At 69.8% G+C, this 22,215-nt stretch carries 27 protein-coding genes and 1 tRNA gene; 8 read left to right on the plus strand and 20 right to left on the minus strand.

From position 1 onward, the window contains the following. Positions 1-107: 107 nt before the first annotated feature. The 4 genes from KZC50_RS12440 to KZC50_RS12455 are packed head-to-tail and all read right to left on the minus strand — an operon-like array spanning position 108 to position 2,889. Complete coding sequence (locus KZC50_RS12440; RefSeq protein WP_310891873.1) at positions 108-839, minus strand: anti-sigma factor; 732 nt, start codon at positions 837-839, stop codon at positions 108-110. Further along, the gene (locus KZC50_RS12445) at positions 826-1,410 is read right to left on the minus strand and encodes an RNA polymerase sigma factor (RefSeq protein WP_363568442.1); all 585 of its coding nucleotides are present in this window, start codon (positions 1,408-1,410) and stop codon (positions 826-828) included. The genes KZC50_RS12440 and KZC50_RS12445 overlap by 14 nt, the downstream gene beginning before the upstream one ends. Before the next feature lie 10 nt (positions 1,411-1,420). Further along, on the minus strand, positions 1,421-2,050 hold the full coding sequence (locus KZC50_RS12450) for a class F sortase (protein ID WP_310891874.1): 630 nt from the start codon (positions 2,048-2,050) through the stop codon (positions 1,421-1,423). Between the two features lie 14 nt (positions 2,051-2,064). Further along, positions 2,065-2,889, minus strand: coding sequence for a DUF4397 domain-containing protein (locus KZC50_RS12455; RefSeq protein ID WP_310891875.1), 825 nt, complete (start codon positions 2,887-2,889; stop codon positions 2,065-2,067). Between the two features lie 143 nt (positions 2,890-3,032). Between KZC50_RS12455 and KZC50_RS12460 the strand changes: the two genes are divergently transcribed. Further along, positions 3,033-3,698, plus strand: a complete 666-nt coding sequence (locus tag KZC50_RS12460) for an SIMPL domain-containing protein (RefSeq protein ID WP_310891876.1) — start codon at positions 3,033-3,035, stop codon at positions 3,696-3,698. Between the two features lie 17 nt (positions 3,699-3,715). Here KZC50_RS12460 and smpB read toward each other — a convergent pair whose 3' ends face one another. The 4 genes from smpB to prfB all read right to left on the minus strand — a co-directional run bounded on the left by smpB (position 3,716) and on the right by prfB (position 7,481). Then, positions 3,716-4,192 carry an SsrA-binding protein SmpB gene (smpB, locus tag KZC50_RS12465; RefSeq protein ID WP_053548390.1) on the minus strand — a complete coding sequence of 159 codons (477 nt, stop codon included), beginning with the start codon at positions 4,190-4,192 and terminating at the stop codon, positions 3,716-3,718. A 114-nt stretch (positions 4,193-4,306) separates the two neighbouring features. Continuing rightward, positions 4,307-5,218, minus strand: coding sequence for a permease-like cell division protein FtsX (gene ftsX, locus KZC50_RS12470; RefSeq protein ID WP_310891877.1), 912 nt, complete (start codon positions 5,216-5,218; stop codon positions 4,307-4,309). After that, positions 5,215-6,297 carry a cell division ATP-binding protein FtsE gene (ftsE, locus tag KZC50_RS12475; RefSeq protein WP_236968652.1) on the minus strand — a complete coding sequence of 361 codons (1,083 nt, stop codon included), beginning with the start codon at positions 6,295-6,297 and terminating at the stop codon, positions 5,215-5,217. Before ftsE ends, ftsX begins: the two co-directional genes overlap by 4 nt. 74 nt (positions 6,298-6,371) lie before the next feature. Further along, entirely contained in the window at positions 6,372-7,481 is a 1,110-nt protein-coding gene (prfB, locus tag KZC50_RS12480) for a peptide chain release factor 2 (protein WP_053548393.1), read from the minus strand. A gap of 20 nt (positions 7,482-7,501) precedes the next feature. Between prfB and KZC50_RS12485 the strand changes: the two genes are divergently transcribed. Together KZC50_RS12485 and KZC50_RS12490 are read left to right on the plus strand one after the other, a co-directional pair. Next, positions 7,502-8,791, plus strand: coding sequence for an MFS transporter (locus KZC50_RS12485; protein ID WP_301132962.1), 1,290 nt, complete (start codon positions 7,502-7,504; stop codon positions 8,789-8,791). Further along, positions 8,788-9,108, plus strand: a complete 321-nt coding sequence (locus tag KZC50_RS12490) for a hypothetical protein (protein WP_053548395.1) — start codon at positions 8,788-8,790, stop codon at positions 9,106-9,108. The genes KZC50_RS12485 and KZC50_RS12490 overlap by 4 nt, the downstream gene beginning before the upstream one ends. Before the next feature lie 35 nt (positions 9,109-9,143). Here the strand turns inward: KZC50_RS12490 and KZC50_RS12495 are convergent, their stop codons facing one another. From KZC50_RS12495 to KZC50_RS12525, 7 genes are read right to left on the minus strand one after another with little or no spacing between them, the layout of a single operon-like run. Continuing rightward, the gene (locus KZC50_RS12495; RefSeq protein ID WP_310891878.1) at positions 9,144-9,527 is read right to left on the minus strand and encodes a hypothetical protein; all 384 of its coding nucleotides are present in this window, start codon (positions 9,525-9,527) and stop codon (positions 9,144-9,146) included. A gap of 44 nt (positions 9,528-9,571) precedes the next feature. Next, entirely contained in the window at positions 9,572-9,979 is a 408-nt protein-coding gene (locus KZC50_RS12500) for a TadE family protein (RefSeq protein WP_310891879.1), read from the minus strand. 58 nt (positions 9,980-10,037) lie between these two features. Continuing rightward, the gene (locus KZC50_RS12505) at positions 10,038-10,463 is read right to left on the minus strand and encodes a TadE family protein (RefSeq protein WP_231718018.1); all 426 of its coding nucleotides are present in this window, start codon (positions 10,461-10,463) and stop codon (positions 10,038-10,040) included. Between the two features lies 1 nt (position 10,464). After that, on the minus strand, positions 10,465-10,674 hold the full coding sequence (locus KZC50_RS12510) for a hypothetical protein (RefSeq protein ID WP_053548398.1): 210 nt from the start codon (positions 10,672-10,674) through the stop codon (positions 10,465-10,467). A gap of 20 nt (positions 10,675-10,694) precedes the next feature. Next, positions 10,695-11,624 (minus strand): type II secretion system F family protein, encoded by a 930-nt coding sequence (locus KZC50_RS12515; RefSeq protein WP_310891880.1) that lies wholly within the window; start codon positions 11,622-11,624, stop codon positions 10,695-10,697. Then, a complete protein-coding gene (locus KZC50_RS12520; RefSeq protein ID WP_301133074.1) occupies positions 11,621-12,487 on the minus strand; it encodes a type II secretion system F family protein in 867 nt (288 codons plus the stop codon). Before KZC50_RS12520 ends, KZC50_RS12515 begins: the two co-directional genes overlap by 4 nt. Then, on the minus strand, positions 12,484-13,671 hold the full coding sequence (locus KZC50_RS12525; protein WP_375294602.1) for a TadA family conjugal transfer-associated ATPase: 1,188 nt from the start codon (positions 13,669-13,671) through the stop codon (positions 12,484-12,486). Before KZC50_RS12525 ends, KZC50_RS12520 begins: the two co-directional genes overlap by 4 nt. Positions 13,672-13,791: 120 nt before the next feature. Between KZC50_RS12525 and KZC50_RS12530 the strand changes: the two genes are divergently transcribed. From KZC50_RS12530 to KZC50_RS12540, 3 genes are all read left to right on the plus strand, one after another. Then, a complete protein-coding gene (locus KZC50_RS12530) occupies positions 13,792-14,004 on the plus strand; it encodes a PLDc N-terminal domain-containing protein (protein ID WP_301133076.1) in 213 nt (70 codons plus the stop codon). Positions 14,005-14,044: 40 nt separating this feature from the next. Continuing rightward, positions 14,045-14,126: transfer RNA gene (locus KZC50_RS12535), tRNA-Leu, on the plus strand. A 35-nt stretch (positions 14,127-14,161) separates the two neighbouring features. Continuing rightward, positions 14,162-14,953, plus strand: a complete 792-nt coding sequence (locus KZC50_RS12540; protein WP_310891881.1) for a DedA family protein — start codon at positions 14,162-14,164, stop codon at positions 14,951-14,953. A gap of 13 nt (positions 14,954-14,966) precedes the next feature. Here the strand turns inward: KZC50_RS12540 and ku are convergent, their stop codons facing one another. Beyond that, on the minus strand, positions 14,967-15,815 hold the full coding sequence (gene ku, locus KZC50_RS12545; RefSeq protein WP_310891882.1) for a non-homologous end joining protein Ku: 849 nt from the start codon (positions 15,813-15,815) through the stop codon (positions 14,967-14,969). A 46-nt stretch (positions 15,816-15,861) separates the two neighbouring features. Here ku and KZC50_RS12550 point away from each other — a divergent pair, with 46 nt between their 5' ends. Then, the gene (locus tag KZC50_RS12550; RefSeq protein WP_310891883.1) at positions 15,862-18,291 is read left to right on the plus strand and encodes an ATP-dependent DNA ligase; all 2,430 of its coding nucleotides are present in this window, start codon (positions 15,862-15,864) and stop codon (positions 18,289-18,291) included. 11 nt (positions 18,292-18,302) lie between these two features. Here KZC50_RS12550 and KZC50_RS12555 read toward each other — a convergent pair whose 3' ends face one another. Genes KZC50_RS12555 through murI form a run of 3 tightly spaced genes read right to left on the minus strand, consistent with a single transcriptional unit; the run spans position 18,303 to position 20,562 of the window. After that, the gene (locus KZC50_RS12555) at positions 18,303-18,938 is read right to left on the minus strand and encodes a non-canonical purine NTP pyrophosphatase (protein ID WP_310891884.1); all 636 of its coding nucleotides are present in this window, start codon (positions 18,936-18,938) and stop codon (positions 18,303-18,305) included. Beyond that, complete coding sequence (gene rph, locus KZC50_RS12560) at positions 18,935-19,687, minus strand: ribonuclease PH (protein WP_375294603.1); 753 nt, start codon at positions 19,685-19,687, stop codon at positions 18,935-18,937. Before rph ends, KZC50_RS12555 begins: the two co-directional genes overlap by 4 nt. Positions 19,688-19,716: 29 nt before the next feature. Further along, entirely contained in the window at positions 19,717-20,562 is an 846-nt protein-coding gene (gene murI / locus KZC50_RS12565; protein ID WP_310891885.1) for a glutamate racemase, read from the minus strand. Between the two features lie 40 nt (positions 20,563-20,602). Between murI and KZC50_RS12570 the strand changes: the two genes are divergently transcribed. Next, the gene (locus KZC50_RS12570; protein WP_310891886.1) at positions 20,603-21,943 is read left to right on the plus strand and encodes a nicotinate phosphoribosyltransferase; all 1,341 of its coding nucleotides are present in this window, start codon (positions 20,603-20,605) and stop codon (positions 21,941-21,943) included. Here KZC50_RS12570 and KZC50_RS12575 read toward each other — a convergent pair. Then, positions 21,913-22,188 carry a DUF3039 domain-containing protein gene (locus tag KZC50_RS12575; RefSeq protein ID WP_301133089.1) on the minus strand — a complete coding sequence of 92 codons (276 nt, stop codon included), beginning with the start codon at positions 22,186-22,188 and terminating at the stop codon, positions 21,913-21,915. The genes KZC50_RS12570 and KZC50_RS12575 overlap by 31 nt on opposite strands. Between the last annotated feature and the right edge of the window lie 27 nt (positions 22,189-22,215).

Consider the following 22,215-nt stretch of genomic DNA (forward strand, 5'->3'; position numbering starts at 1 on the left):
GAACCGCTGTCACCCTGTGGAGTTGTCCCCGGGTGCGAACACCCGAGCACATCAGGATACACCTTCGCGTGGAAGGTGCACACCCGGACCCACGATCCGGCTCACGCTCACGCGAACTCGAGCTCGCCCCGCACAATGGAGTCGCCCGAGTGGCCCGGGTCCTCGTCATCCTCCTCCTGGGAGATGTCGACGAGGACGTATTCGTCGATGTCGATACCCGCGGGGACGTCGAACTCCCCTTCGCGTCCGTCGAGGACACCGAGGCTCACCAGCGCGGACGCATCCGCGGTGATGAGCCAGACCTCGCGGTAGCCGGCATCCGGAACCGACGCGTCCAGCTCGACGCGGACGCGGGTGTCGCCGTCGGCGGACTCCACGACCACCGCCGATCCGGCCGCCCCCGGATGCTCCGGGAACGCGTTCAGAGTCGCGGACGCCAGCTCCACCACCTGCACGGGACGAACGAGCGACCACACGCCGACGACGGCGAGCACGAAGGCCGTGCTGGCAGCCAGAGCGAAGAGCAGGCGATAGCCCCGCCGCCGCGGACGCGCAGCGGGAGCGGGGGTCCGAGGAGACCCCGCCTCGCGCGCGGTCATGGTGGCCACCGGGGCGGAGTCTGATCTGCGCACCTCGTCGAGGATGTTCCCCCAAACACGGTCCGGCGGGGACTCGAGCTCGCCGAGACTCATCGTGGAACGGCCGATGGTGATCGTATGCTCCAGCTCAGCCAGTTCGAGCGCACACTCGTCGCACGCGGCGAGGTGGACCTGCTCGTCGGCTGACGGAGCCTCACCGAACGCGACGGCGGCGAACCGGTCAGGATCAAGATGCGACATGACCCACCTCCAGTCGTCGTCGCAGTCGCGTCAGGCTCCTGCGGATATGGCTTTTCACGGTTCCCAATGGCATGTCGAGGCGGGAGGCGATCTGGTCGTGCGTCAGATCATCGTAGAAGGCGAGACGCACCACACGTTGCGCGTCGGGTTCGAGCCGCTGCAATTCATCGGCGAGAAGGAGCGAATCTCCGAGGTCGACCTCGTGTCCGACCATGTCATCCGGGTGCGCCGTCCGCTGCAACTGCTCCTGAAGGGCGCGGACCCTGGCCCTCGCCTCGTGCATGTCCGCGATGCGTCGCTTCGCGATCGCCACCAGCCAGGTGGAGAGTTTCGCCTTCGACGGGTCGTACGACGCACGCGACGTCCACGCAGAGACGAACGTCTTCTGCGTCACGTCCTCCGCATCGCCCCGATCCCCCAGGGACCGCAGGGCCAGGGTGAAGACGATCGGCGACCACCTGCGGTAGATGGCTTCGAGCGCTCTCTCGTCGCCCTGACGGAACCGCTCATGCAGTTCCTGCTCCTCGATCTCATCCACGGGGGTGCCTTCCCTCAACACTGCGCTGCTCATGGCACCGGCGTCATTCCACGGGCGTGGCCACGGCGACCACATTATCCGCGTAGCGGCCCGTTGCCTGATCGAACGGACCACCGCAGGTGATGAGAACAAGCGAATCGGTTCCCGATCGCGCGAACAAGTTGTTGACGGGGAGGTCCGCCTTGGGGTAGTAGGTGACACTCTCGATGACATAGCGATGCACCGTCCCCGCGTCGTCAGTCACGTCGACCTGCTCTCCGGCAGGAAGATCGCGGAGGCGACTGAACGGCCCGATGGGGTAGCCGGGGAAGTCGACGTGGGCGGTGATGACGGTGTTGCCGTCAGGGCTGGACGGGTCAGCGCCGAACCGGTACCAACCAGCGACGGCGGGGTCGTCGGGGATCTCCATGAAACCGCCCTCTTCCACTCCGACGGGGACGACCGGGATGTCGACGCCGATGGCCGCGACGGCCACCCGCACGGGCGGCACGGGCTGACGTACCGGCTCGGGGGTGGCCGCCGCGATCGGCACGTCGGCGACGGGGGTGGGGGCCGCCGTCGCCGACGGTGCCGGTGCAGGCGGAGTGGATGCGGCATCCGTGGGGGCGGAACCGCACCCCGCCAAGACGAGGGAGACCGCCGCGGCGGCCAGCGTCGCGACGATCCCCCTCATGCTCATCACTCGATTCAGCGGCCGGCGCGCGCGCGGGCGACGACGACGACGGAACCGGCGGCGACGGCGGCGATCAGCAGTCCACCGATGAGGAACATGGTCTGACGCTGCTGGTCCTGCTGCGCGAGCAGGCCCGCGGTACCGGAGTTCACGCCCTCGGGGCCCGAGTGCAGACCCTCGATCGTCTGGACGGCGAGAGCGAGGTTCTCGTCCTCGAGGCTGCCCCAGGCGTAGACGATGGTCAGGACGCCTTCCTGGATCTCGACGTCGGCCGGGCCGATCACGGGGTCGGTGGTGCCGGTCGCGGCAACCGATGCCGAGACGGTGCCCGCGGCGAGGTTCAGAGTCGCCTCGTCGGGGTTGGAGAGGTTCTCGATCACCGGCGAACCACCCGCGAGGATGTCGACGGCGGGGGCCGCGGCGTCGTGACGAACCGTGAGTCGGCCTTCACCCGCGGCGGTCTGAGAGGTGTCGTTGACGTAGGGCGTCACCGTCGGAGTCCCGTCGGCGGTCAGGTGCGCGACGGCGGTGTAGTTGACACCGGCATCGAGCGTCAGGTCGACCGGCCCGAGGATCGGCTCGCTGTCGTCCGCCGCGTCCGGAGCGGTGATCGCGACCGAGTAAGTCGCGGCCGGGAGCTCCAGCGGGCCGGCGAGGTCGCCGGGCTGGAAGTCGTCGAGGGTGAGTTCACCGTCGACGTACACGTCGACGGGGGTGTCCGGGATGCCGTGCAGCACAGAGAGCTGAGCCGATTCGGCCGAGCCCGCGTAGGCGGGGGCGACGAGCCCGAGGGCCGCGACGGCTCCCGCTGCGACACCGAGAGCGATGGTCTTTCGCACGATGGTCCTCCTTGATCGGGGGCGGCGCCTGACCGCCCGTTGATGAGTGTTTCTCCGCGAACCCCGAATTCGGATGCACGTGAATGAGATTCTTTTCCGGGAGGCTCCCGCACCCGCCGAATCCTTCGGCGTACCCTCGGGTCATGAGCGAGGTCATCATCAGCGTCCGCGGCGAACACGAAGTGCGCGTCGCGCCCGAAGAAGCGGTCGTGCACCTCTCCGTGCGAACGGAGGGTGCCGTGCGTTCCGAGGTCGTCGCCCGCAACGCCGCGCTGACGGATCCCCTCCGCGCCGATCTCGACCGGCGGCTGGCGTCGGGGACTGTGCGGCGTTGGGCATCCGACCGCGCATCCGTGTGGTCCGAGCGCCCGTGGCACCCGGAGGGCGCACGTTTGGATCCGGTCCATCACGCGAACGTCGACATCACCGCGGCCTTCGCGGATTTCGACGCGCTCTCCCGATGGGTCACGGAGATTGCGGACGTCGACGGCGTACACCTCGTCGGTATCCAGTGGCTTCTGGGAGCGGAGACCCGCGTGCGGCTCGAAGAGGAAGCGGCGACGACCGCCGTCGGGGTGGCCGTCGCCCGCGCCCGCGCCTACGCGGGAGCCCTGGGACTCTTCGCCGTCGAGGCCGAACACATCGCCGACGTCGGGTTGCTCGCCGAATCGGGCGATCGGACGGAACGCCGTTCCGCGCCGCTGATGGCCGCGGCTGCCTTCCGCGACGCAAACGCACCCTCGGTGCAGCTACGTCCGGAGGAACTCGTCATCACCGCCGCGATCGAGGCGCGCTTCCGCGCACACTGACCGTGGCGGCGGGCGGGTCAGTCGCCCAGCCGGTTCTTCGTGCGCATCGCGCGTTCGGCCTCACGCTTGTCCTGACGCTCGCGAAGGGTCTGGCGCTTGTCCCAGTCCTTCTTTCCCTTCGCCACGGCGATCTCGACCTTGGCCCGACCGTCCAGGAAGTACAGCTTCAGGGGGACGAGCGTGTAGCCCCCGGCGCTGATCGCGTGCGAGAGCTTCACGATCTCCTCCTTGTGCAGGAGAAGCTTGCGGGTGCGTTTCGACGAATGGTTCGTCCAATGCCCTTGCGAGTACTCGGGGATGTGCACGGCATCGAGATACGCCTGCCCGCCGTCGATGTACGCGTAGCCGTCCGAGAGGTTGGCACGCCCCTGGCGCAACGACTTCACCTCGGTCCCGGTGAGTACGAGCCCTGCCTCGTACGTCTTCTCGATCGCGTACTCGTGGCGCGCGCGACGATTGGTCGCGATGACCTTCTCCCCGCGTTCCCTGGGCATGGTGACTCTCCTCGATCGATCCGCTCCGTCGACGTTCGGGCGGCTTTCGTGCCGGACGGCAGCCTTTCACCCTACCCGAAAGTCCGGCAGGGAGCGGCACGTCGCCGAAGCCCGTCAGGCACGCAGCCAGCGTCGGATCGCGAAGCCGGCGGAGACGGCCGCGAGGACGACCCCGATCGCCACCAGCACGGGCACGACGAGCCACGCCTCGCCCATACCGACCCACGTCGTGACGAACTCGACGCGACCCCGGAGGTACTGTTCGACGCCGAAGTGCACACCGGCGAGGACGGCGGCGCTGGCCAGGACGGATCCGATGAGCGCGGCGAACACCCCTTCGAGGATGAAGGGTGTCTGTATGAAACGGTTCGAGGCGCCCACGAGCCGCATGATGCCCAGCTCCCGCCGACGCGCGTACGCGGAGAGCCGGATCGTGGTGGAGATCAGCAGCACCGCGGCGATCAGCATCAGGACGGCGATTCCGACAGCGATGTAGGTCGCGACCGTCAGGGCCGAGAATAGCGGGTCGAGGTACTGGAGCTGATCCTGCACCTCTTCGACGCCCGCCATGCCGGTGAAAGCCTCACTGATGACGTCCGATTCGTCCTGGTCGACGAGGTTGATCCAGAAAGTCTCGTTCAGCTGGTCCGCGGTGATGACGCTCGCGTAGTCCTCCCCGACGAGGGCGATGACGTTGTCGTACGCCTCCTCCCGCGTCTCGAATCGCACTTCGCGGATGAGAGGCGCCAGCGCCGGACCCTCCAGCTGCGCCTCGACCGCGTCCAGCTGCTCCTGGGTGGCGACGCCGCCCGTGCACGTCGGCGTCTGCACCGCGGTGCACATGTACACCGCGACCTGCGCCCGATCCACCCAGAACGCACGCATCTGACCGATCTGCATCTGCATCAGGATGGCCGCTCCGACGAAAGTGAGCGAGACGAACGTCACCAACACGATGGAGATCACCATCGATGCATTCCGACGGAGTCCGTTGACAGCCTCGGCGAGGACCAGTCCCCCCCTCACGAGGTCGGCCCCACTTCTTCGTGACCGCGGTCTCCGCCGAGTCCGAGGCGATCGGCGACGCCGAGTTCAGCGACATCCACCTCCGCGATGTCGGCGACCGGGATCGGATTGGTGCGCGGCGCGGGCGATGCGTCCGCGGAGTCGGCGACGGGCGCGACTCCGGCCTCGGCGAGGGATGCCGCCGCGGCCTCCCGCGCCACCTCGAGCGCATCGTGGGCTTCCGCCTCGCGCGCCGGATCGGCCGCGACACTCGCCGCCGTCACGGCGGCATCCACCGCTTCGGGTTCCACCGTTCCGGTCTCGACGATCTCGCGATGCAGTTCCAGGACCGCCGTCAGCGCCGCGACCGCTGCGGCCCCGCGTTCGGGCTGCGGGGCGAGGCTCGGCAACCCCGATGTGTCGCCGTATCCACCGTGTCGTTCGTCGCGCACCATCACGCCGTCGCGGAGCTCGATGACCCGTCGCTGCATCTGATCGACGAAACCCGCTTCGTGCGTGGCCATGACCACGGTCGTCCCGCCGTCGTTGATGCGGGCGAGGAGCTGCATGATGTCTACGGAGGTTCCGGGGTCCAGGTTGCCTGTCGGCTCGTCGGCGAGGAGCACCTGAGGTCGGTTCACCAACGCCCGCGCGATGGCCACGCGCTGCTGCTCACCCCCGGAGAGCTCGTGGGGGAATCGCTTCTCTTTGCCCGCGAGACCGACGAGGGCGAGCACTTCCGGGACGGCTTGCTGGATGAACGCGCGCGATGAACCGATCACCTGGAGGGTGAAGGCGACGTTCTGAAAGACGGTCTTGGTCGGCAGAAGCCGGAAATCCTGGAACACCGCCCCCACGTGGCGGCGGAAGTACGGGACCTTCCGATGCGGCAGGGTGCGCAGATCCCGCCCCAGGACGACCACACGCCCCTCGCTCGGGATGTCTTCACGGAGGATCAGCCGCAGACACGAGGACTTCCCCGAACCGGAAGCTCCGACGAGGAAGACGAACTCCCCGCGGAGGACTTCGAAGTCGACTTTCTCCAGGGCGGGCCTCGCGGTTCCGCGATAGCGCTTGGTGACGTTCTCGAACCGGATCATGACCTGATGAGCCTAAGCGCGCCGACCTGATCGCCCTCGCACGACACGGGCGTGCCCGGGTTTCGTCGTCCGGGTCAGTCGTCGGTCTTGCGCTTGCGCCAGCGGATGCCGGCCGAGATGAAACCGTCCAGATCGCCGTCGAGGACCACGGCGGGGTTTCCCACCTCGTGCCCCGTGCGGAGGTCTTTCACCAGCTGCTGACCGTAGAGGAAGTAGGAGCGCATCTGGTCGCCCCAGCTCGCCGTCATCGTTCCGGCGAGCTCCTTCTTCTTGGCCGCTTCCTCTTCGCGCTGGAGCAGCATGAGGCGCGTCTGAAGCACCCGCATGGCGGCCGCCCGGTTCTGGATCTGCGACTTCTCGTTCTGCATGGACACCACGATGCCGGTCGGAAGGTGGGTGATGCGCACGGCGGAGTCCGTCGTGTTGACGGACTGCCCACCCGGGCCGGAGGAACGGAAGACGTCGACACGGATGTCACCCTCGGGAACCTCCACCTCCTGCGCCTCCTCCATGACCGGGATGACCTCGACGGCCGCGAAGCTCGTCTGCCGCTTGTCGGCACCACCGAAGGGGCTGATGCGGGCGAGGCGATGGGTCCCGGCTTCGACGGAAAGAGTCCCGTAGGCGTAGGGAGCGTCGATCTCGAACGTGGCCGACTTGATCCCGGCCCCCTCGGCGTAGGACGTGTCCATGACCTTCACCGGGTACTTGTGGCGCTCGGCCCACCGCAGGTACATCCGCATGAGCATTTCGGCGAAGTCCGTGGCGTCGTCGCCGCCGGCTCCGGATCGGATCGTCACGACCGCCGAGCGCGCGTCGTATTCGCCGTCGAGGAGGGTCTGGACCTCCAGCTGGCCGATGAGGTCCTCGAGTTCGGCGAGCTCGCGGCGCGCCTCCTCGGCGGAGTCCTCATCCTCCATCTCGTTGGCGAGCTCGATCAGCACGTCGAGATCGTCGAGACGCCGCTCGATCTCGGTGATGCGCTTGAGTTCCGCCTGACGGTGGCTGAGCGCGCTGGTGACCTTCTGCGCGGCGTCCACGTCGTCCCAGAGGTCGGGTGCTCCGGCCGCGTCGCTGAGGCGCGCGATCTCGGCGGTGAGTGCGTCGACGTCGACCACGGCGCGGATGTCGCCGAAGGTGGAGCGCAGCGCCTGGATATCGTCGGAGAGGTCGAGTTCGAGCATGACAGTCCAGCGTAACGTGGATGCCCGTGACCGATGGCCCCGATTCCGTACGCGCTCGCGAGGTGCTTTGGGGTTTCGGACCGATGGTCTACGCCCCGACGGTCCTGTTCGCGCTCGGAGAGGGCGCGGTCCTGCCCCTGATTCCCGTGATCGCGTCGCGTCTGGGCGCGGATGTCCCGACCGCCGCGCTCGTGGCCTCGGCCCTGGTCGTCGGACAACTGTGCGGCAACCTGCCCGCGGGATGGGCTGTCGCGCGGTTCGGCGAGCGCGTCACTATGGCCGTCGCGGGCGTGATCGCCCTGGGCGGTGTGGCCGTGCTGGCACTCGCCCCTTCGCTCGGACTCGTCGCCCTCGCCGTGCTCGTGGTCGGGATCTGCGCAGCCGCATTCGGTCTCGCCCGGCATTCGTTCATGACCACGCGTGTTCCTCAGGCGTTCCGCGCCCGCGCGTTGTCGCTCCTCGGGGGGAGCTTCCGCTTCGGCATGTTCGTGGGGCCTTTCGCCGCCGCCGCGCTGCTGGCGCTGTTCGGCACGGATGCGTCGGCGATCTGGTTCTTCGCCGTCTGTCTCGTCGCCACCGTGATCCTCGTGGTCTTCGGTCCCGACCCGGAGGCGCGGTTCACCCCGCGACCCGACCCGGCACGCGCCTCCGCCTGGCAGCCCGACGTCGCCGACGACAGCGGAGAGCCCGTCTCGGGGTCGATCCCCGTCGTGGAGAGGGCCGGGGTCTTCCGGACCATGTGGCGCCACCGCAGCGTCCTCGGGCGCCTGGGCCTGGCCGCTGCATCCCTGTCGGCCGTGCGATCCGCCCGCCAGGTCGTGCTCCCGCTGTGGGGCGTCTGGATCGGCCTCGACGCTCAGACGATCGCCCTGGTCGTCGGAATCTCCGGCGCCATCGACTTCGCCCTCTTCTATGCGAGCGGCCAGGTGATGGATCGATTCGGTCGCCTGTGGGCGGCGCTCCCCGCGATGGTGCTCATGAGCGCCGGGTTCCTGGCCCTGGCATTCACGAGCGGCAGCGATCAGCAGTCGATGTGGTTCGCGATGTTCGCCGCCGTGCTCGGGGTCGGCAACGGGTTGTCGAGCGGCATCCTTCTCACCCTCGGAGCGGATGCCGCCCCGAAGGACGATCCGGCCCCGTTCCTCGGATCGTGGCGGACGCTCACCGACGCGGGCGGTGCCGCCGCGCCGCTGGCCGTGTCCGCGATCGCGTCCATGAGCAGCCTGGCGATCGCCACCGGGGCGATGGGCCTCGTCGGTCTCCTCGGCGCCGCCGCCTTCCTCCGCTGGGTACCGCGGACGCGGCGATGACGCCCACCGTGTTCTGCCGCAGTCGACTGTACGGACGCCGGTGCACCCGCCCCGAGGGCCACCCCGGTCTGCACCGGCACCGCACGACCCTCTGGAGCGGCGTCCAAGCCGATCCGGCGCGCTGTCCGGGTTCCGGTGCTCCGGCGGAAGCGGCGGTACCGCTCCTCGACGGCTGGCCTCACGGACGGGCGCTCTGCCCCCGGTGCCTCCGTTTCGTCCCGCTCATCGACGGCGCGGTGATCGACCACGAGACGGGCGGCGACGGCGCGGCCGAGCGCGCCCGCGTGGCGGAGTGGTTCAACGCCCACGGGTGGTGATCGGATACCGCCTCGGCCGCATCGGCCGCATCGGATCATCGCAGAGCGGTGCGGCTGGTCGCGGTGGACTCGAGCACGAGCCCGTCCGCCACGAACATCGCGCCGACGAGAGGTCGCCACGCCGCACGCACCGTGACTCTGGCCGACACGCCGTCCGGGGTGCCCGCGTCCACCACGACGGCGTCCGTGCCGAGCGTCTCCACGAACAGCACCGCCTCCCGCTGCACCGCCGCCGTGGTCAGGACGGCGACCGGCCGCCCGTCCCGCACCTCGAGGACGAAGGCGTCGGCCGCCGCAAGCGCGGCGGCATCGGCCGCGGCATCCACCCGCTTCTGGGCGAGGGAGAGCCCCGTCGCCTCCACGCACACCAGCACCAGCGCGATCGCCAGGAGGGCGTAGCCGAGCGTCAGCAGAAGCACGCTGCCCCGTTCATCGTCGCCCAGGGCGGCTCCCGCAGGCCGTCTCACGATTCCCCCCAGAAGCGCGAGACCTTCTGCGCCGACATCGCCTCGACGGGTATCGCGGTCGCCCGGTGCAGTCCCCAGATCGCAGGCATGAAGGGAAGCGCGACCCGCGTGTCGATCCGGACCACCACGGTCGAGCCCGCCGCAGGGCACGTCGCTGTGGCGGGCCGGCAGTCGATCGCCACCGCTGTCCCCGCCGGGTCCAGCCGATACTCGCGGTTCACGGTCGCGAGGATGTCGTCCGCGCGTTGCTGCGCCTCACCCGGACCGGAGGCCGTCGCGATCGCCCGCGCGACGTGGCGCGCCCCCGCCTCGGCCCCGAGGGCCGCGGACTGCAGTGCCCCGAGAGCGACGACGAGGTAGACGATGGGGACGAGCAGCACGAGTCCGACGACGATGAACTCCAACGAGGCGGATCCGCGCTCCGCCTCCGCCCGCGTCTCGGCCTTCGGATCACGGGGACGTTCAGTCGAAAGACTCGGCCGGGGCATTCGCGCTCACCTCCCATGCTCCGGGGACACCCCACAGGCCGAGGACCGGCAGCGGTGCCCGCACGCGCACCGTGACCGTCGGGGCGCCGGACACGACGCTCTCCGTGAGGGCGATGTCCTCCGCGTAAGCGGTCCCGATGGCACGCGTGATGACCTGGCGCGTACGCTCGATCCCCTCGCGGTCTTCGGTGTCGGCGAGCGCCGCATGGAACGCGCCCTCGACCGCCGCGTCGTGGACGACGTTGCGCACGTACACCGCAAGGCCGAGCTGCAGCACGCCCAGGGTGAGCGCGGTGAGGATCAATCCGACGAGGATGAACTCCACCGGAGCAGAGCCGACGTCGTCGCCGCCCGAGCGGTCGGACGCCTTCGTGGCCCGAGAACGCTCACCTCGGGCCACGTCACAACCCGGAGACGCGGGCGATCGCCGACTCGAAGAGCCCGGCGAGGGCCGGTCCCGCCAGCGCCCAGATCAGCACGACGAGCCCCGCGGTCATCAGCGTGATGAGCACCCAACCGGGTACGTCACCGCTCTCATCCTCCAGAAGCGACCGGAGGCCCTGTTCGGCCGGTGGGCCCGCGAGCGGGGTGTTCTGCGATGGCGTGTCCATCGTTTCTCCTTTCATCGGCGTCAGCCGAGTCCGATTCGAAGCATGAGGATGCCGGGGAACACGGCGAAGAGGACGCTCAGCGGCAGGATGGCGAACACGAGAGGGATCAGCATGGTGATCTCCTTGCGGCCCGCGCCTTCGATAAGGGCCCGCTTCGCCTCCTCCCGGGCATCCGACGCGTGGGCGTGGAGGACCTGGGCGAGCGGGGCGCCGCGACCGAGCGCGGCGACCAGCTGGTCCACCGCACGCGTCAGTGCGGGGAGGTCGAACCGCGTCGAGAGAGCGGAGAGCGCATCCGGCAGAGGCTCGCCCGTGTCGACGGCGAGGACCACTCGACGCAGCTCCGCCGCCAACTCGCCGGACCCCACGGCGCTGACCCGCCGCACGGCGTCGAGCATCCCTTCTCCGGCGGAGAGGCACAGGGCGAGGAACTCCAAGACGGTCGGGAGTTCTTCCTGTATCCGCGCTCGCCGCGCGGATGCCGCACGGGTGAGGGTGGAGTCGTAGGCCACGGCAGCGGCGAACGCCGCGAGCAGCGGCACGGCGCCGACCAGAGCTCCGCCGCGCTGCGTCATGGTGAGGAGGACGGCGACGAGTCCGCCGACGAACAGACCTGTCAGCGCCCACAGGAGCTGGCGCTGGCGGAATCCGCCCGCGTCCATCACCCAGGCGGCACGACGCAGGCGGCCGGTGATCTCCGCCTCGTCGCCGATGGAACGAGCGAGGCGCACCCCGAGTCGAGCGCGACTCCCCCCGGAACCCGCCCGACCGGACACGGTGACCGGCTCGATCCCGAGGGGGTCGGCGAGGTCGCGAAGGTACGGTGCGATGCGGCGGTGGAGGCTCGCCGCACCCCATCGAGGGGTGCGCGACACGATGAGCAGCACCCCCACCCCGAGCGCGACGCCCCACGCGATCGAGACGGCCCCCGCGTCCAACGCCGTCGTCACGCGAACCATCTCCTCGGCTCCGGAAGCCGCCCGATGCGCACCATGACCCAGAAAGCGGCCCCCGACACGATCGCCCCGACGAGGACGAGCGCGGCACCCGCCGCCGACCCGTACGCCTCCGCGCCCTCCGGCCGCAGGGAAAGCAGGATCAGGATCACCCAGGGCGCGCTGACGCCGAGCACGGCGGCCCCGCGGATCCATGACTGGCGCGCTTCGACCTCGGCGCGCAACGCGGCGTCGGCGCGTACGGACGCTGCGAGGGCACGGAGCACCGTGGTCAGATCGGTTCCCCCGACTTCACGCGCCATCCGCAGCGTCTCGATGATGCGATCCGCGACCGGATCCGCGAGTGTTCCCTTCAGACGCGTCAGCGCCGATGAGAAGTGGCCGCTCGCGGCCAGATCCCGCGCGAAGCCCTCGAACGCGGGGCGCAGCGGTGCCGGCACGGAGGTCGAGAGGCTGGCGACCGCGTCCGGCAGCGACATGCCGGCACGTACCGATGCGATGAGGAGGTCGCAGACGTCAGGCCACAGTCCGCGGCGCTCCTTCCGCCGCCGCAGCCGGCGTGCGCGCAGCCACGCGATCGGGGCGAGCGCCGCGGCCGCCGCGCCCACGAGCGCGACCACGGCGACCGCGGTGGCCAGCCAGAAGACGGCGCCCGCGACGCATCCCGCCAGTCCGCAGAGAGCGGCGAGGCGCGCGGGGGTCAGCGACGAGGCACCGGATTCGGCGATGAGCCGATCGATCGCCGACCTCCGCCCGCGTGAGGTAACCGCCGGTGAGCCGTCCCGACGCGGCCAGAGCCACGGTGCCACGACAAGCAGGACTCCCGCCGCCAGAAGCGCACCCCACACGATCGTCATGCGGCACCCGCACGGTAGACGGAACGGGCAGCGACCGATCCGTCGACGACGGCCCCGGTCACCTCGAGGATCTCCTGCACGAACCGATGCCCTGACTCGTCTCGGCGGCAGTGGACCACCAGGTGCACGCCGCGGGCGACCGCCGGTACCAGGAACTCGGCGTCGATGTTGCGACCCGCGAGGAGCGGCAGGGCGCAGAGCTTGTCCAATGCCTCGTGCGCCGAGTTCGCGTGGATCGTCGCCGCCCCGGGAACACCGGTGTTCAGGGCCAGGACCAGATCCAGCGCTTCGGCATCGCGGACTTCCCCGACGACGAGGCGATCGGGCCGCATCCGCAGGGCTTCCTTGATGAGACGCCGGAGCGTGACCTCGCCGGTCCCTTCGAGGCTGGGTTGACGCCCCTGCAGCGCGACCACGTCGTCGACGACCACCGCGAGCTCGAACGTCTCCTCCACCGTGACCACCCGGGCTCCGGGTGCGGACGCGTCGATGAGAGCGCCGAGCATGGTCGTCTTCCCCGCGTGCGTCGCGCCCGACACGAGGATGCTCCGTCCCGCGCGGACGGCGTCGCGGAGGTATCGCGCCGCGCCGCGGGTCAGCGAGCCCGACTCCACGAGAGCGGCGAGGTTGCCGTATCGGGGCAGGAACTTGCGGATGTTGACCGACCAGTGACGGCGGGTGATGTCGGGGATGACGACATGCAGCCGGCTGCCGTCCGGAAGCGACGCGTCGACGAACGGCTGGCTGAGGTCCACCCGGCGCCCGGAGGAATGGAGCATCCGCTCGACGAGGTCGCGCACCATTCCGTCCGTGAGCGTCAGCGGCAGACGCTCCGACGTGCCGTTCCTCGCGACGAAGACACGGTCCGGAGCGTTGATCCACAGCTCCTCGACCGTCGGATCGTCGAGATAGGGCTGCAGGGGCCCGTACCCCAGCACGCGCGCGAGGATCTCCCGCTCGCATCCTTGCTCGTCCTCGACGACGGTGAGGCCGCGGGCGGCGGCGATGTCGTTGTGCCGGCGGATCTCCTCGCGCGCGACCCGAGCCGCCTCCTCCGCCGGTAGGCGGTCGGACGCCTCTGTCCGAAGGCGGTGCTGCGTGCGCTCCAAGACACCGGTCGGCACGATCGTCGCCGTGGGCGCGGGAGCGGCGGCGACGACGGTGGCAGGAGCGGCTCGGAACACGCCGTCATCCTCGCAAGAGCGCGCGCGAGGCGTCGAAAGTTATCCACAGTCGAGATGAACGCGAGCCCTTCCGGTGGGACATCCGCTCGAGAGAGGATGGCGACGGACGAAGGGACGACCATGACCGCCACGAAGACAAACCTCTCCCCCACAGCCCGCGTCGCGTTCGGGGCGATCGGGCTCGTCCAGGTCGCATTCGCGTTCCTGGCCTTCTGGGATCTCAGCCACAGAGACGACGACGAGGTCCGCGGCCCCAAGCCCGCCTGGGTCCCGGTCATCCTCGTGAACTGGATCGGCCCGGCTGCGTACTTCCTGTTCGGCATCCGCCGCTGATCACGCACGACCCGTGCGCTCAGTAGAATGAGCGCACCTCGCGGGAGTGGTGAAATCGGCAGACACGCAGGATTTAGGTTCCTGTGCCTTCGGGCGTGTGGGTTCAAGTCCCACCTTCCGCACGTCGTGGCGTGTCTCCACGACACCGACGAAGGCTATGACCGACAGGACCGCCGTGCACCAGATCGCTCTCATCCCGTGGTTGGACCCGGCCGCGATCATCGCGGCCGCGGGTCCGTGGGCGCTCCTGGTGGTGTGCTTCATCGTCTTCGCCGAGACCGGCCTGCTCGTCGGCTTCCTCCTCCCCGGCGACACCCTCCTGATCATGGCGGGGCTGCTCTCCCATCCGAGCGACGTCGCCCCGAACGGCGTGTTCGGCGTCAGTGCCTGGGTCGTCGCGCTCCTCATCGGCCTGTCGGCGTTCCTCGGGGGCGAAGCCGGCTACCTCATCGGCCACAAGGGCGGGCCCGCGGTGTTCGAGCGGAAGGAATCGGGCGTCTTCAGCAGACGCAACGTCGAGCGGACGAACGCGTTCTTCGAGCGCTACGGCGGGCTCACGATCATCCTCGCCCGCTTCGTGCCCATCGTGCGCACCTTCGCGCCGGTCGCCGCCGGGGTCGGCCACATGCCGTGGCGCCGCTACACGCTGTACAACTTCATCGGCGCCGTGATCTGGGGTTTCGGCCTCACGATGATCGGCTACGCGATCGGCTTCATCCCGTTCGTCGGCGACTTCGTCGCCGAGTACATCGACATCATCCTGCTCGCGGCTGTGGCCGGCACGATCATCTTCGTGGTGTGGCACTATTTCGCCGAGCGACGCAAAGCTCGCGCGGATGCCGCGGAGGGCCGTGCCGCCATCGGCGCCGAGGAGGCCCGGTCGCTGACGCTCGACCCGCAGGTGCTCGAACACGGCGACCCGGAGACGCGGAGCGACCGACGCGACTGATCCGCCGCGACGATCAGGCCTTCTTCTTCCGCTTCTCCGTCGTCTCAGCGGGGTCCTCGTCTTCCGCCGATCGGGAGGCGCGCGAGCGCTCCACGCTCGCGCGGAGGGCGGCCAGGAGATCGATGACCTCTCCCCCGCTCTCGTCCTCGTCACTCTCCCCGAACGTCGCCGCGGTGTCGACCGCGTCGCCATCGGCGAGCTTCGCATCGATGAGGGCACGCAGCTCCTGCTGGTATTCGTCGGCGAATTCCGAGGGATCGAAGTCGCCGGAGAAGCTCTCGACCAGAGACGCGGAGAGCTCGAGCTCCTTCGCCGAGATCCGGACCTCCTCGTCCAGTGAGGGGAACGCGGCCTCCCGCACCTCGTCCGCCCAGAGGAGTGTCTGCAGCACCAGGACGTCACCCCGCACGCGCAGAGCCGCCAGGCGGGTCTTCTGGCGAAGCGAGAAGCGGACGATCGCGGTGCGGTCGGTCGCTTCGAGGGTGCGACGCAGGAGCACATAGGCCTTCGGCGAAGCCGAGTCGGGTTCGAGATAGTAGGCGCGGTCCAGGGTGAGCAGATCGATCTGCTCGGTGGGGACGAACTCGACGACGTCGATCTCCCGGCTGCGCTCGGAGGGCAGAGAGGCGAGGTCGCCCTTGGTCAGGACCACCGTGCGCTCGCCGTCGTCGAAGGCGCGGTCGATCTCCGAGTAGGGCACGACCTCACCGTCCAGCTCGCAGATCCGCTGGTACCGGATCCGTCCACCGTCGGCGGCGTGGACCTGGTGCAGCGGGACGTCGTGGTCTTCGGTGGCCGAGTACACCTTCACCGGCACGTTCACCAGCCCGAAGGTCAGCGCACCCTTCCAGATCGCTCTCATCACACCAGTAGACACCTGCCACAGCACCGAGGGCTACCCTGAGCGCATGAGCGGGAAGGCGCAGACGGTGCGGGTGGGTACGCGCACGATCCGTCTGACCAACCTTGACAAGATCCTCTACCCCGCGACCCGGACGACCAAGGGCGAGGTCATCGAGTACTACACCCGAGTGGCTCCGGTGATGCTCCCCCACCTCCGGGACCGCCCCGTCACCCGCATCCGCTGGCCGGAGGGAGTGGCGCAGCCGGCGTTCTTCGCGAAGGAGCTCGAGGCCGGCGCGCCGAGCTGGCTGCGACGCCGCGGCATCGCCCACTCGCGCGGACCCAAGACGTACCCGCTGGTGGACGACGTCGCCGGGCTCGTCTACCTCGCCCAGGTCGCCAGTCTCGAGATGCACACCCCGCAGTGGCGGTTCCTGCACGAGGACGCAGACGGAGATGAGCGCCCGCGGCACGCGGACAGGCTCGTGTTGGACCTCGATCCCGGCCCGGGAGTGGGACTGGCGGAGTGCGCGGAGGTCGCACGCTGGGCCAGAGCGGTCCTGGACGACATGGGGATGCCACCGCTTCCCGTCACGAGCGGAAGCAAGGGCATCCATCTCTACGCCCCCCTTCCGAACGGGGTCACGACCGATGATGCCGGCGCGCTCGCCCATGAGCTCGCGCGCGCGCTCGAGGCGGACCATCCCGATCTCGTCGTGAGCGACATGGCGAAGTCGCGGCGCGAGGGGCGCGTCCTGCTCGACTGGTCGCAGAACAACGGCGCCAAGACGACGATCGCGCCCTACTCGCTGCGTGGACGGGAACGTCCGACCGTCGCCGCCCCGCGCACCTGGCAGGAGCTTGAGGAGCCGGAGCTCGCGCACCTGGATTTCTCCGAGGTCATGCGCCGCGTCGACGCGGAGGGCGACCTCCTCCTGGCCCTCCTCCCCTCCCGACCGGCGCACGTCGGCGGCGATCTCACCACATACATCGCGAAACGCAACCCCGGGCGCACGCCCGAGCCGCTCCCTTCCGCGACACCCGTGATCCCGTCGCCGGAGCTCGACCGTTTCGTGATCCAGGAGCACCACGCCTCCCGGCTCCACTGGGATCTCCGACTCGAGCGCGGCGGCGTCCTGGTCAGCTGGGCGGTGCCGCGCGGGATCCCCGCGACGTCGACGAAGAACGCCCTCGCGGTGATGACCGAGGACCACCCCATCGACTACCTCGACTTCGCGGGCGAGATCCCGCGCGGCGAGTACGGCGCAGGATCCATGACGATCTGGGACACCGGTCGTTACGAGCTCGAGAAGTGGCGGGACGACGAAGTCATCTTCACCGCGGAGGGGCGCCCCGGCGGTCCGCTCGGGCGGGTGCGGTTCGCTCTCATCCGGACGGCCGGGGTCGGCGAGAAGTCCACCTGGCTCCTGCACCGCATGAAGACGGATGCCGCCGGTCGGACCCAACCTGCCGCGCGCGTCGAGGCTCGGAACGACGCCGGACCGCCCGATCCTCTTCCGGCGTGGGGGGCGCTCCGGCCCATGCTGGCGGTGGCGGCGTCAGCGGCTCAGGCACGTGCGCGGGCGAGCCGACGCGGCTCGTGGGCGGAGGCCAAGTGGGACGGCATCCGGGCGCTCGTCCGGTGGGACGGCCAGGACGTGACCATCCGCGGGCGCAGCGGACGCGACATGACCGCGATCTATCCGGAGCTGAGGGCGGGACCCGGCGGCGCTCCCGTCATCCTGGACGGTGAGATCGTCGCACTGGACAATCGGCACCGCCCGAGCTTCTCCCGCCTCCAGCAGCGGATGAACCTCACCTCCGCCGCCGAGATCGCGGCGGCGAGGGCGCGCATCGGCGTGCACTTCTTCGCCTTCGACGTCCTCGCCGCGGACGGCCTCGACCTCACCGCCATGCCGTTGCGGGAACGCCGTGGCATCCTCGAACGCGTCCTGGCCGACGCGGGTCCGACGTACGTCCTCACGCCTGTGTTCGACGACGTCGAGGCGGCCCTCGCGGCGTCGCGCGCGACGGACCTCGAGGGGATCGTGGCCAAGGACCCCGCCTCCCCCTACCGCTCCGGTGCGCGGGACGAGGCGTGGCTGAAGGTGGTGTTCACCCGCCGACAGGACGTCGTCATAGGCGGCATCCGTCCCGGGCGCGCCTCCCGGCCGGGAGGCATCGGGTCGCTCCTGGTCGGCATTCCCGACCAGAACGGTCTCCGCTACGTGGGGCGCGTGGGGAGCGGCTTCGACGATGCGGCATTGCGCGAGCTCGATCGCCTACTGACCCCGCTGCGCACATCGGCGGTACCCTTCCACGACGTCCCGCCCGCCGATGCGGCGGATGCCCTGTGGGTGCGCCCCGTCGTCGTCGGCGAGGTGGAGTTCGCTCGGTTCACGCCCGACGGCGTTCTCCGTCATGCCCGATGGCGCGGGTTGCGGCCGGACAGGGATCCGCTCGACGTCCAGGTGGAGGGGGATCGTTCGGGGTGACGGGACCGGTGTCAGAGGGACGCCAGAAGCGGGCGCAGCGCCGCGAGCGCACGCGCACGGTGCGATTGCGCGTTCTTCTCCTCCGCCGACCATCGGCCGACCGTCCGCTCGCCGCCGGGTTCCTGTCCGTCGGGGATGAACGCGGGGTCGTAGCCGAAGCCGCCTCCGCCGTCCGCGGCGCGGGCGAGGCGACCGGACCACAGGCCTTCCACGACGTGCTCAGCGGCATCCGCGCCCTCCGCCGACGGAACCACCAGCGCGATCGTGCACGCGAAGTGCGCGGAGCGGTGGGGGTCGGCGATGTCGGAGAGCTGGTCCAGGAGGAGCGCGAGGTTCGTGGAGGAATCCTTGGCGTGACCCGCCCAGTACGCGGAGAAGATGCCCGGCGCGCCGCCGAGGACGTCCACGCAGATCCCTGAATCGTCGGCGAGCGCCGGAAGCCCCGTGTGCGCCGCGGCCGCCCGCGCCTTGATCAGCGCGTTCTCGGCGAAGGTGACGCCGTCCTCGATCGGTTCTGGGCCGTCGTACCCGATGACTTCGAGGTCCGGGCGCGCGCCGGCGACGATCTGCTGAAACTCGGCCACCTTGTGCGCGTTGTGCGTCGCGAGCACGATGCGGGCCGTCGCCCGCGCGGAGGAGCCGGTCACGAGAGCGCCGCCAGCTGCCGCTCGCGCAGCTGCGCGCAGCCGGACTCCCCCAGCGCGAGGAGGGCGTCGAGCTCGGTCTTGTCGAAGGGCGCCCCTTCCGCGGTTCCCTGCACCTCGACGAAGAGGCCGCGACCGGTCATCACGATGTTCATGTCGGTTTCGGCGCGGACGTCCTCGACGTAGGCGAGATCGGCGAGCGGCGTCCCGTCGACGATGCCGACCGAAACTGCGGAAACGGAGTCGAACAGGACCCGCGACTTCTGGCCGATGAACTTCTTCGCGCGTCCCCATTCGATGGCATCGGCGAGCGCGACATAGGCCCCGGTGATCGCCGCCGTACGCGTCCCCCCGTCGGCCTGCAGCACGTCGCAGTCGATGACGATCGTGTTCTCGCCGAGCGCCTTCGTGTCCACGACCGCGCGAAGCGATCGTCCGATCAGCCGAGAGATCTCATGGGTGCGCCCGCCGATGCGCCCCTTGACGCTCTCGCGGTCGTTGCGACTGTTGGTGGCGCGCGGCAGCATCGCGTATTCCGCGGTGACCCACCCCTTGCCCTTGCCGGTCAGCCAGCGGGGCACGCCGGGTGTGAAGGACGCCGTGCACAGCACGCGCGTGTTACCGAAGGAGATGAGCGCCGAGCCTTCCGCCTGACGCGACCAGCCGCGCTCGATGCGGACATCTCGGATCTGGTCGGCCGCACGACCGTCGGCGCGACGGACAGCAGAAATCTCGGTGGTCGGGTCGGTCATGATTCTCCTCCGTGGGGACGGCGAACGGTTCAGGGGTGGTCCGGCACGGCGGCATGCCGTCCGGGAAGGTCGATCGCGCCGGTCTGCACCAGCCGGACCGCCTGCACCTCGCGTCCCATCAGTCGATGAGCGAGTCGCAGGAAGTCGTCGGCGGAATCACCGGTCGCCTCGTAGAGATGCTGTGCCCGCGCGCCGGGGCCGGCCAACAGGTCGCGCGAGACCAACTGCCGGTAGACGTCCTTCGCCGTCTCGGTGTCGCTGGAGACCAGACTGACCTCCGGGCCCATCACGTAGCTGATGGCCCCCTCCAGGAAGGGATAGTGCGTGCACCCCAGGACGAGGGTGTCGACGCCGGCGTGCCGCAGGGGGGCGAGGTACTCCTCGGCGACCGCGAGGACCTCGGCGGAGTCCGTGACGCCCGCCTCGACGAACTCGACGAATCGCGGACAGGCCCTCGGGAAGACCGTCAGATGCGCGTTGACCTCGAGCATGTCCTGGTACACACCGGAGCCGATGGTCCCGGTCGTGCCGATCACCCCGATGCGACCGTTCCGGGTCGTGGACATGGCCGTCCGCACCGCCGGGGCGATCACTTCGACCACGGGGACGTCGTAGCGTTCCCGTGCGTCCCGCAGCACGGCCGCAGACGCGGTGTTGCAGGCGATCACGAGCATCTTCACGCCCTGTCCGACGAGGTCGTCGAGGATCTCCAGGGCATAGCGACGTACGTCGGCGATGGGCTTGGGTCCGTAGGGCGATCGTGCGGTGTCACCGATGTACACCAGCGACTCCCGCGGGAGCTGTGCCGAGATCGCCCGTGCGACGGTGAGGCCTCCGACCCCCGAGTCGAAGATCCCGATCGGTGCGTCGTCCACGGTGGACCAGCCTACGCCAGCGCCTCACTAGGCTTGCGCCATGAGCTCCGGGCGCAGCACGGCTTTGCACACCGACCGTTACGAACTGACGATGCTCGACGCGGCGCTCCGCGACGGCACTGCGTCCCGTCGATGCGTCTTCGAGGTGTTCGGCAGACGACTGCCCGGGGGCCGCCGCTTCGGCGTCGTGGCGGGTACGGGCCGACTGCTCTCCCTGATCCGCGACTTCCGGTTCGGGCCCGAGGAGCTCCGATTCCTGCGCGACGCACGCATCGTGGATGCCGCCACCGTCGCGTGGCTCGAGACGTACCGCTTCTCCGGGGTCGTGACCGGCTACCGCGAGGGCGAGCTCTACTTCCCCGGGTCGCCGATCCTCACCGTCGAGGGCACCTTCGCCGACGCCGTCATCCTCGAGACCCTGATCCTCAGCGTCATGAACCACGACTCCGCGATCGCCACCGCCGCCGCGCGCATGAGTATCGCCGCCGACGGACGCCCGCTGGCGGAGATGGGCTCCCGTCGCGCCGGCGAGGAGTCCGCCGTCGCCGCGGCCCGGGCCGCGTACATCGCGGGCTTCTCCGCGACGTCGAATCTCGAAGCCGGTCGCCGATGGAGCATCCCGACGATGGGTACGGCCGCGCATGCCTGGACTCTCCTCCACGACGACGAGGAGTCGGCGTTCCGCTCGCAGGTCGACGCGATGGGCCCGGAGACAACCCTCCTCGTCGACACGTACGACATCGCCGAGGGCGTGCGTACGGCGGTGCGCGTCGCCGGGCCGGCGCTCGGGGGTGTGCGGATCGACTCCGGCGATCTCCCCACCGTGGCCGCCGCGGTTCGCGCCCAGCTCGACGCCCTCGGCGCGACCGGGACGAAGATCACGGTCACCAGCGATCTCGACGAGTACGCGATCGCGGCGCTCGCGGCCTCCCCCGTCGATGCGTACGGCGTGGGGACGTCCGTCGTCACGGGCTCCGGCCATCCGACGGCCGGCATGGTGTACAAGCTCGTCGCCCGCGAAAGCGCGTCAGGTGACTGGATCCCGGTGGCCAAGGCGTCCACCGAGAAGTCTTCGCGTGGCGGTCGCAAACGCGCAGTGAGGGTCGTCGCGGACGGGACGGCCACCACGGAGCTCCTCCGAATCGTCCACCCCGGAGACGCGTCGGACACGGGTTCGCGAGGAACGCGCGCCCTGCAGGTCGTGCTCATAGACGGAGGGGAGACGGAGGTCGCGTTCGAGGGTCCGCGCGGCGTCGAAGCCGCACGTCATCATCACGCGCTGGTGCGCGCCGAACTACCCGTGGGAGGATTCGGCCTCAGCCGTTCGGATCCGGCAGTCCCCACCGTGTATCAGGAGGGCGCGCCGCCGAGCGAGGCGTAGATCTCCTTGCAAGTCGGGCACACGGGGAACTTCTCCGGATCCCGTCCCGGCGTCCACTTCTTTCCGCAGAGGGCGCGCACGGGCTTACCCGTCAAGGCGGACTCGAGGATCTTGTCCTTCTTGACGTAGTGGGAGAACCGCTCGTGGTCGCCGGGTTCCACCGACTCTTCGCGGATGAGTTCTTCCAACTCGCGATCGAGGGTGGCGATCCCCCCCTCGTCGGGGCTTCCGATGGGCGTGCTCATGGTCCCCGAGTCTATCGTCCGCCTCCG

The organism is Microbacterium aurantiacum, from assembly GCF_031625015.1.
Classification (GTDB): Bacteria; Actinomycetota; Actinomycetes; order Actinomycetales; family Microbacteriaceae; genus Microbacterium; species Microbacterium aurantiacum.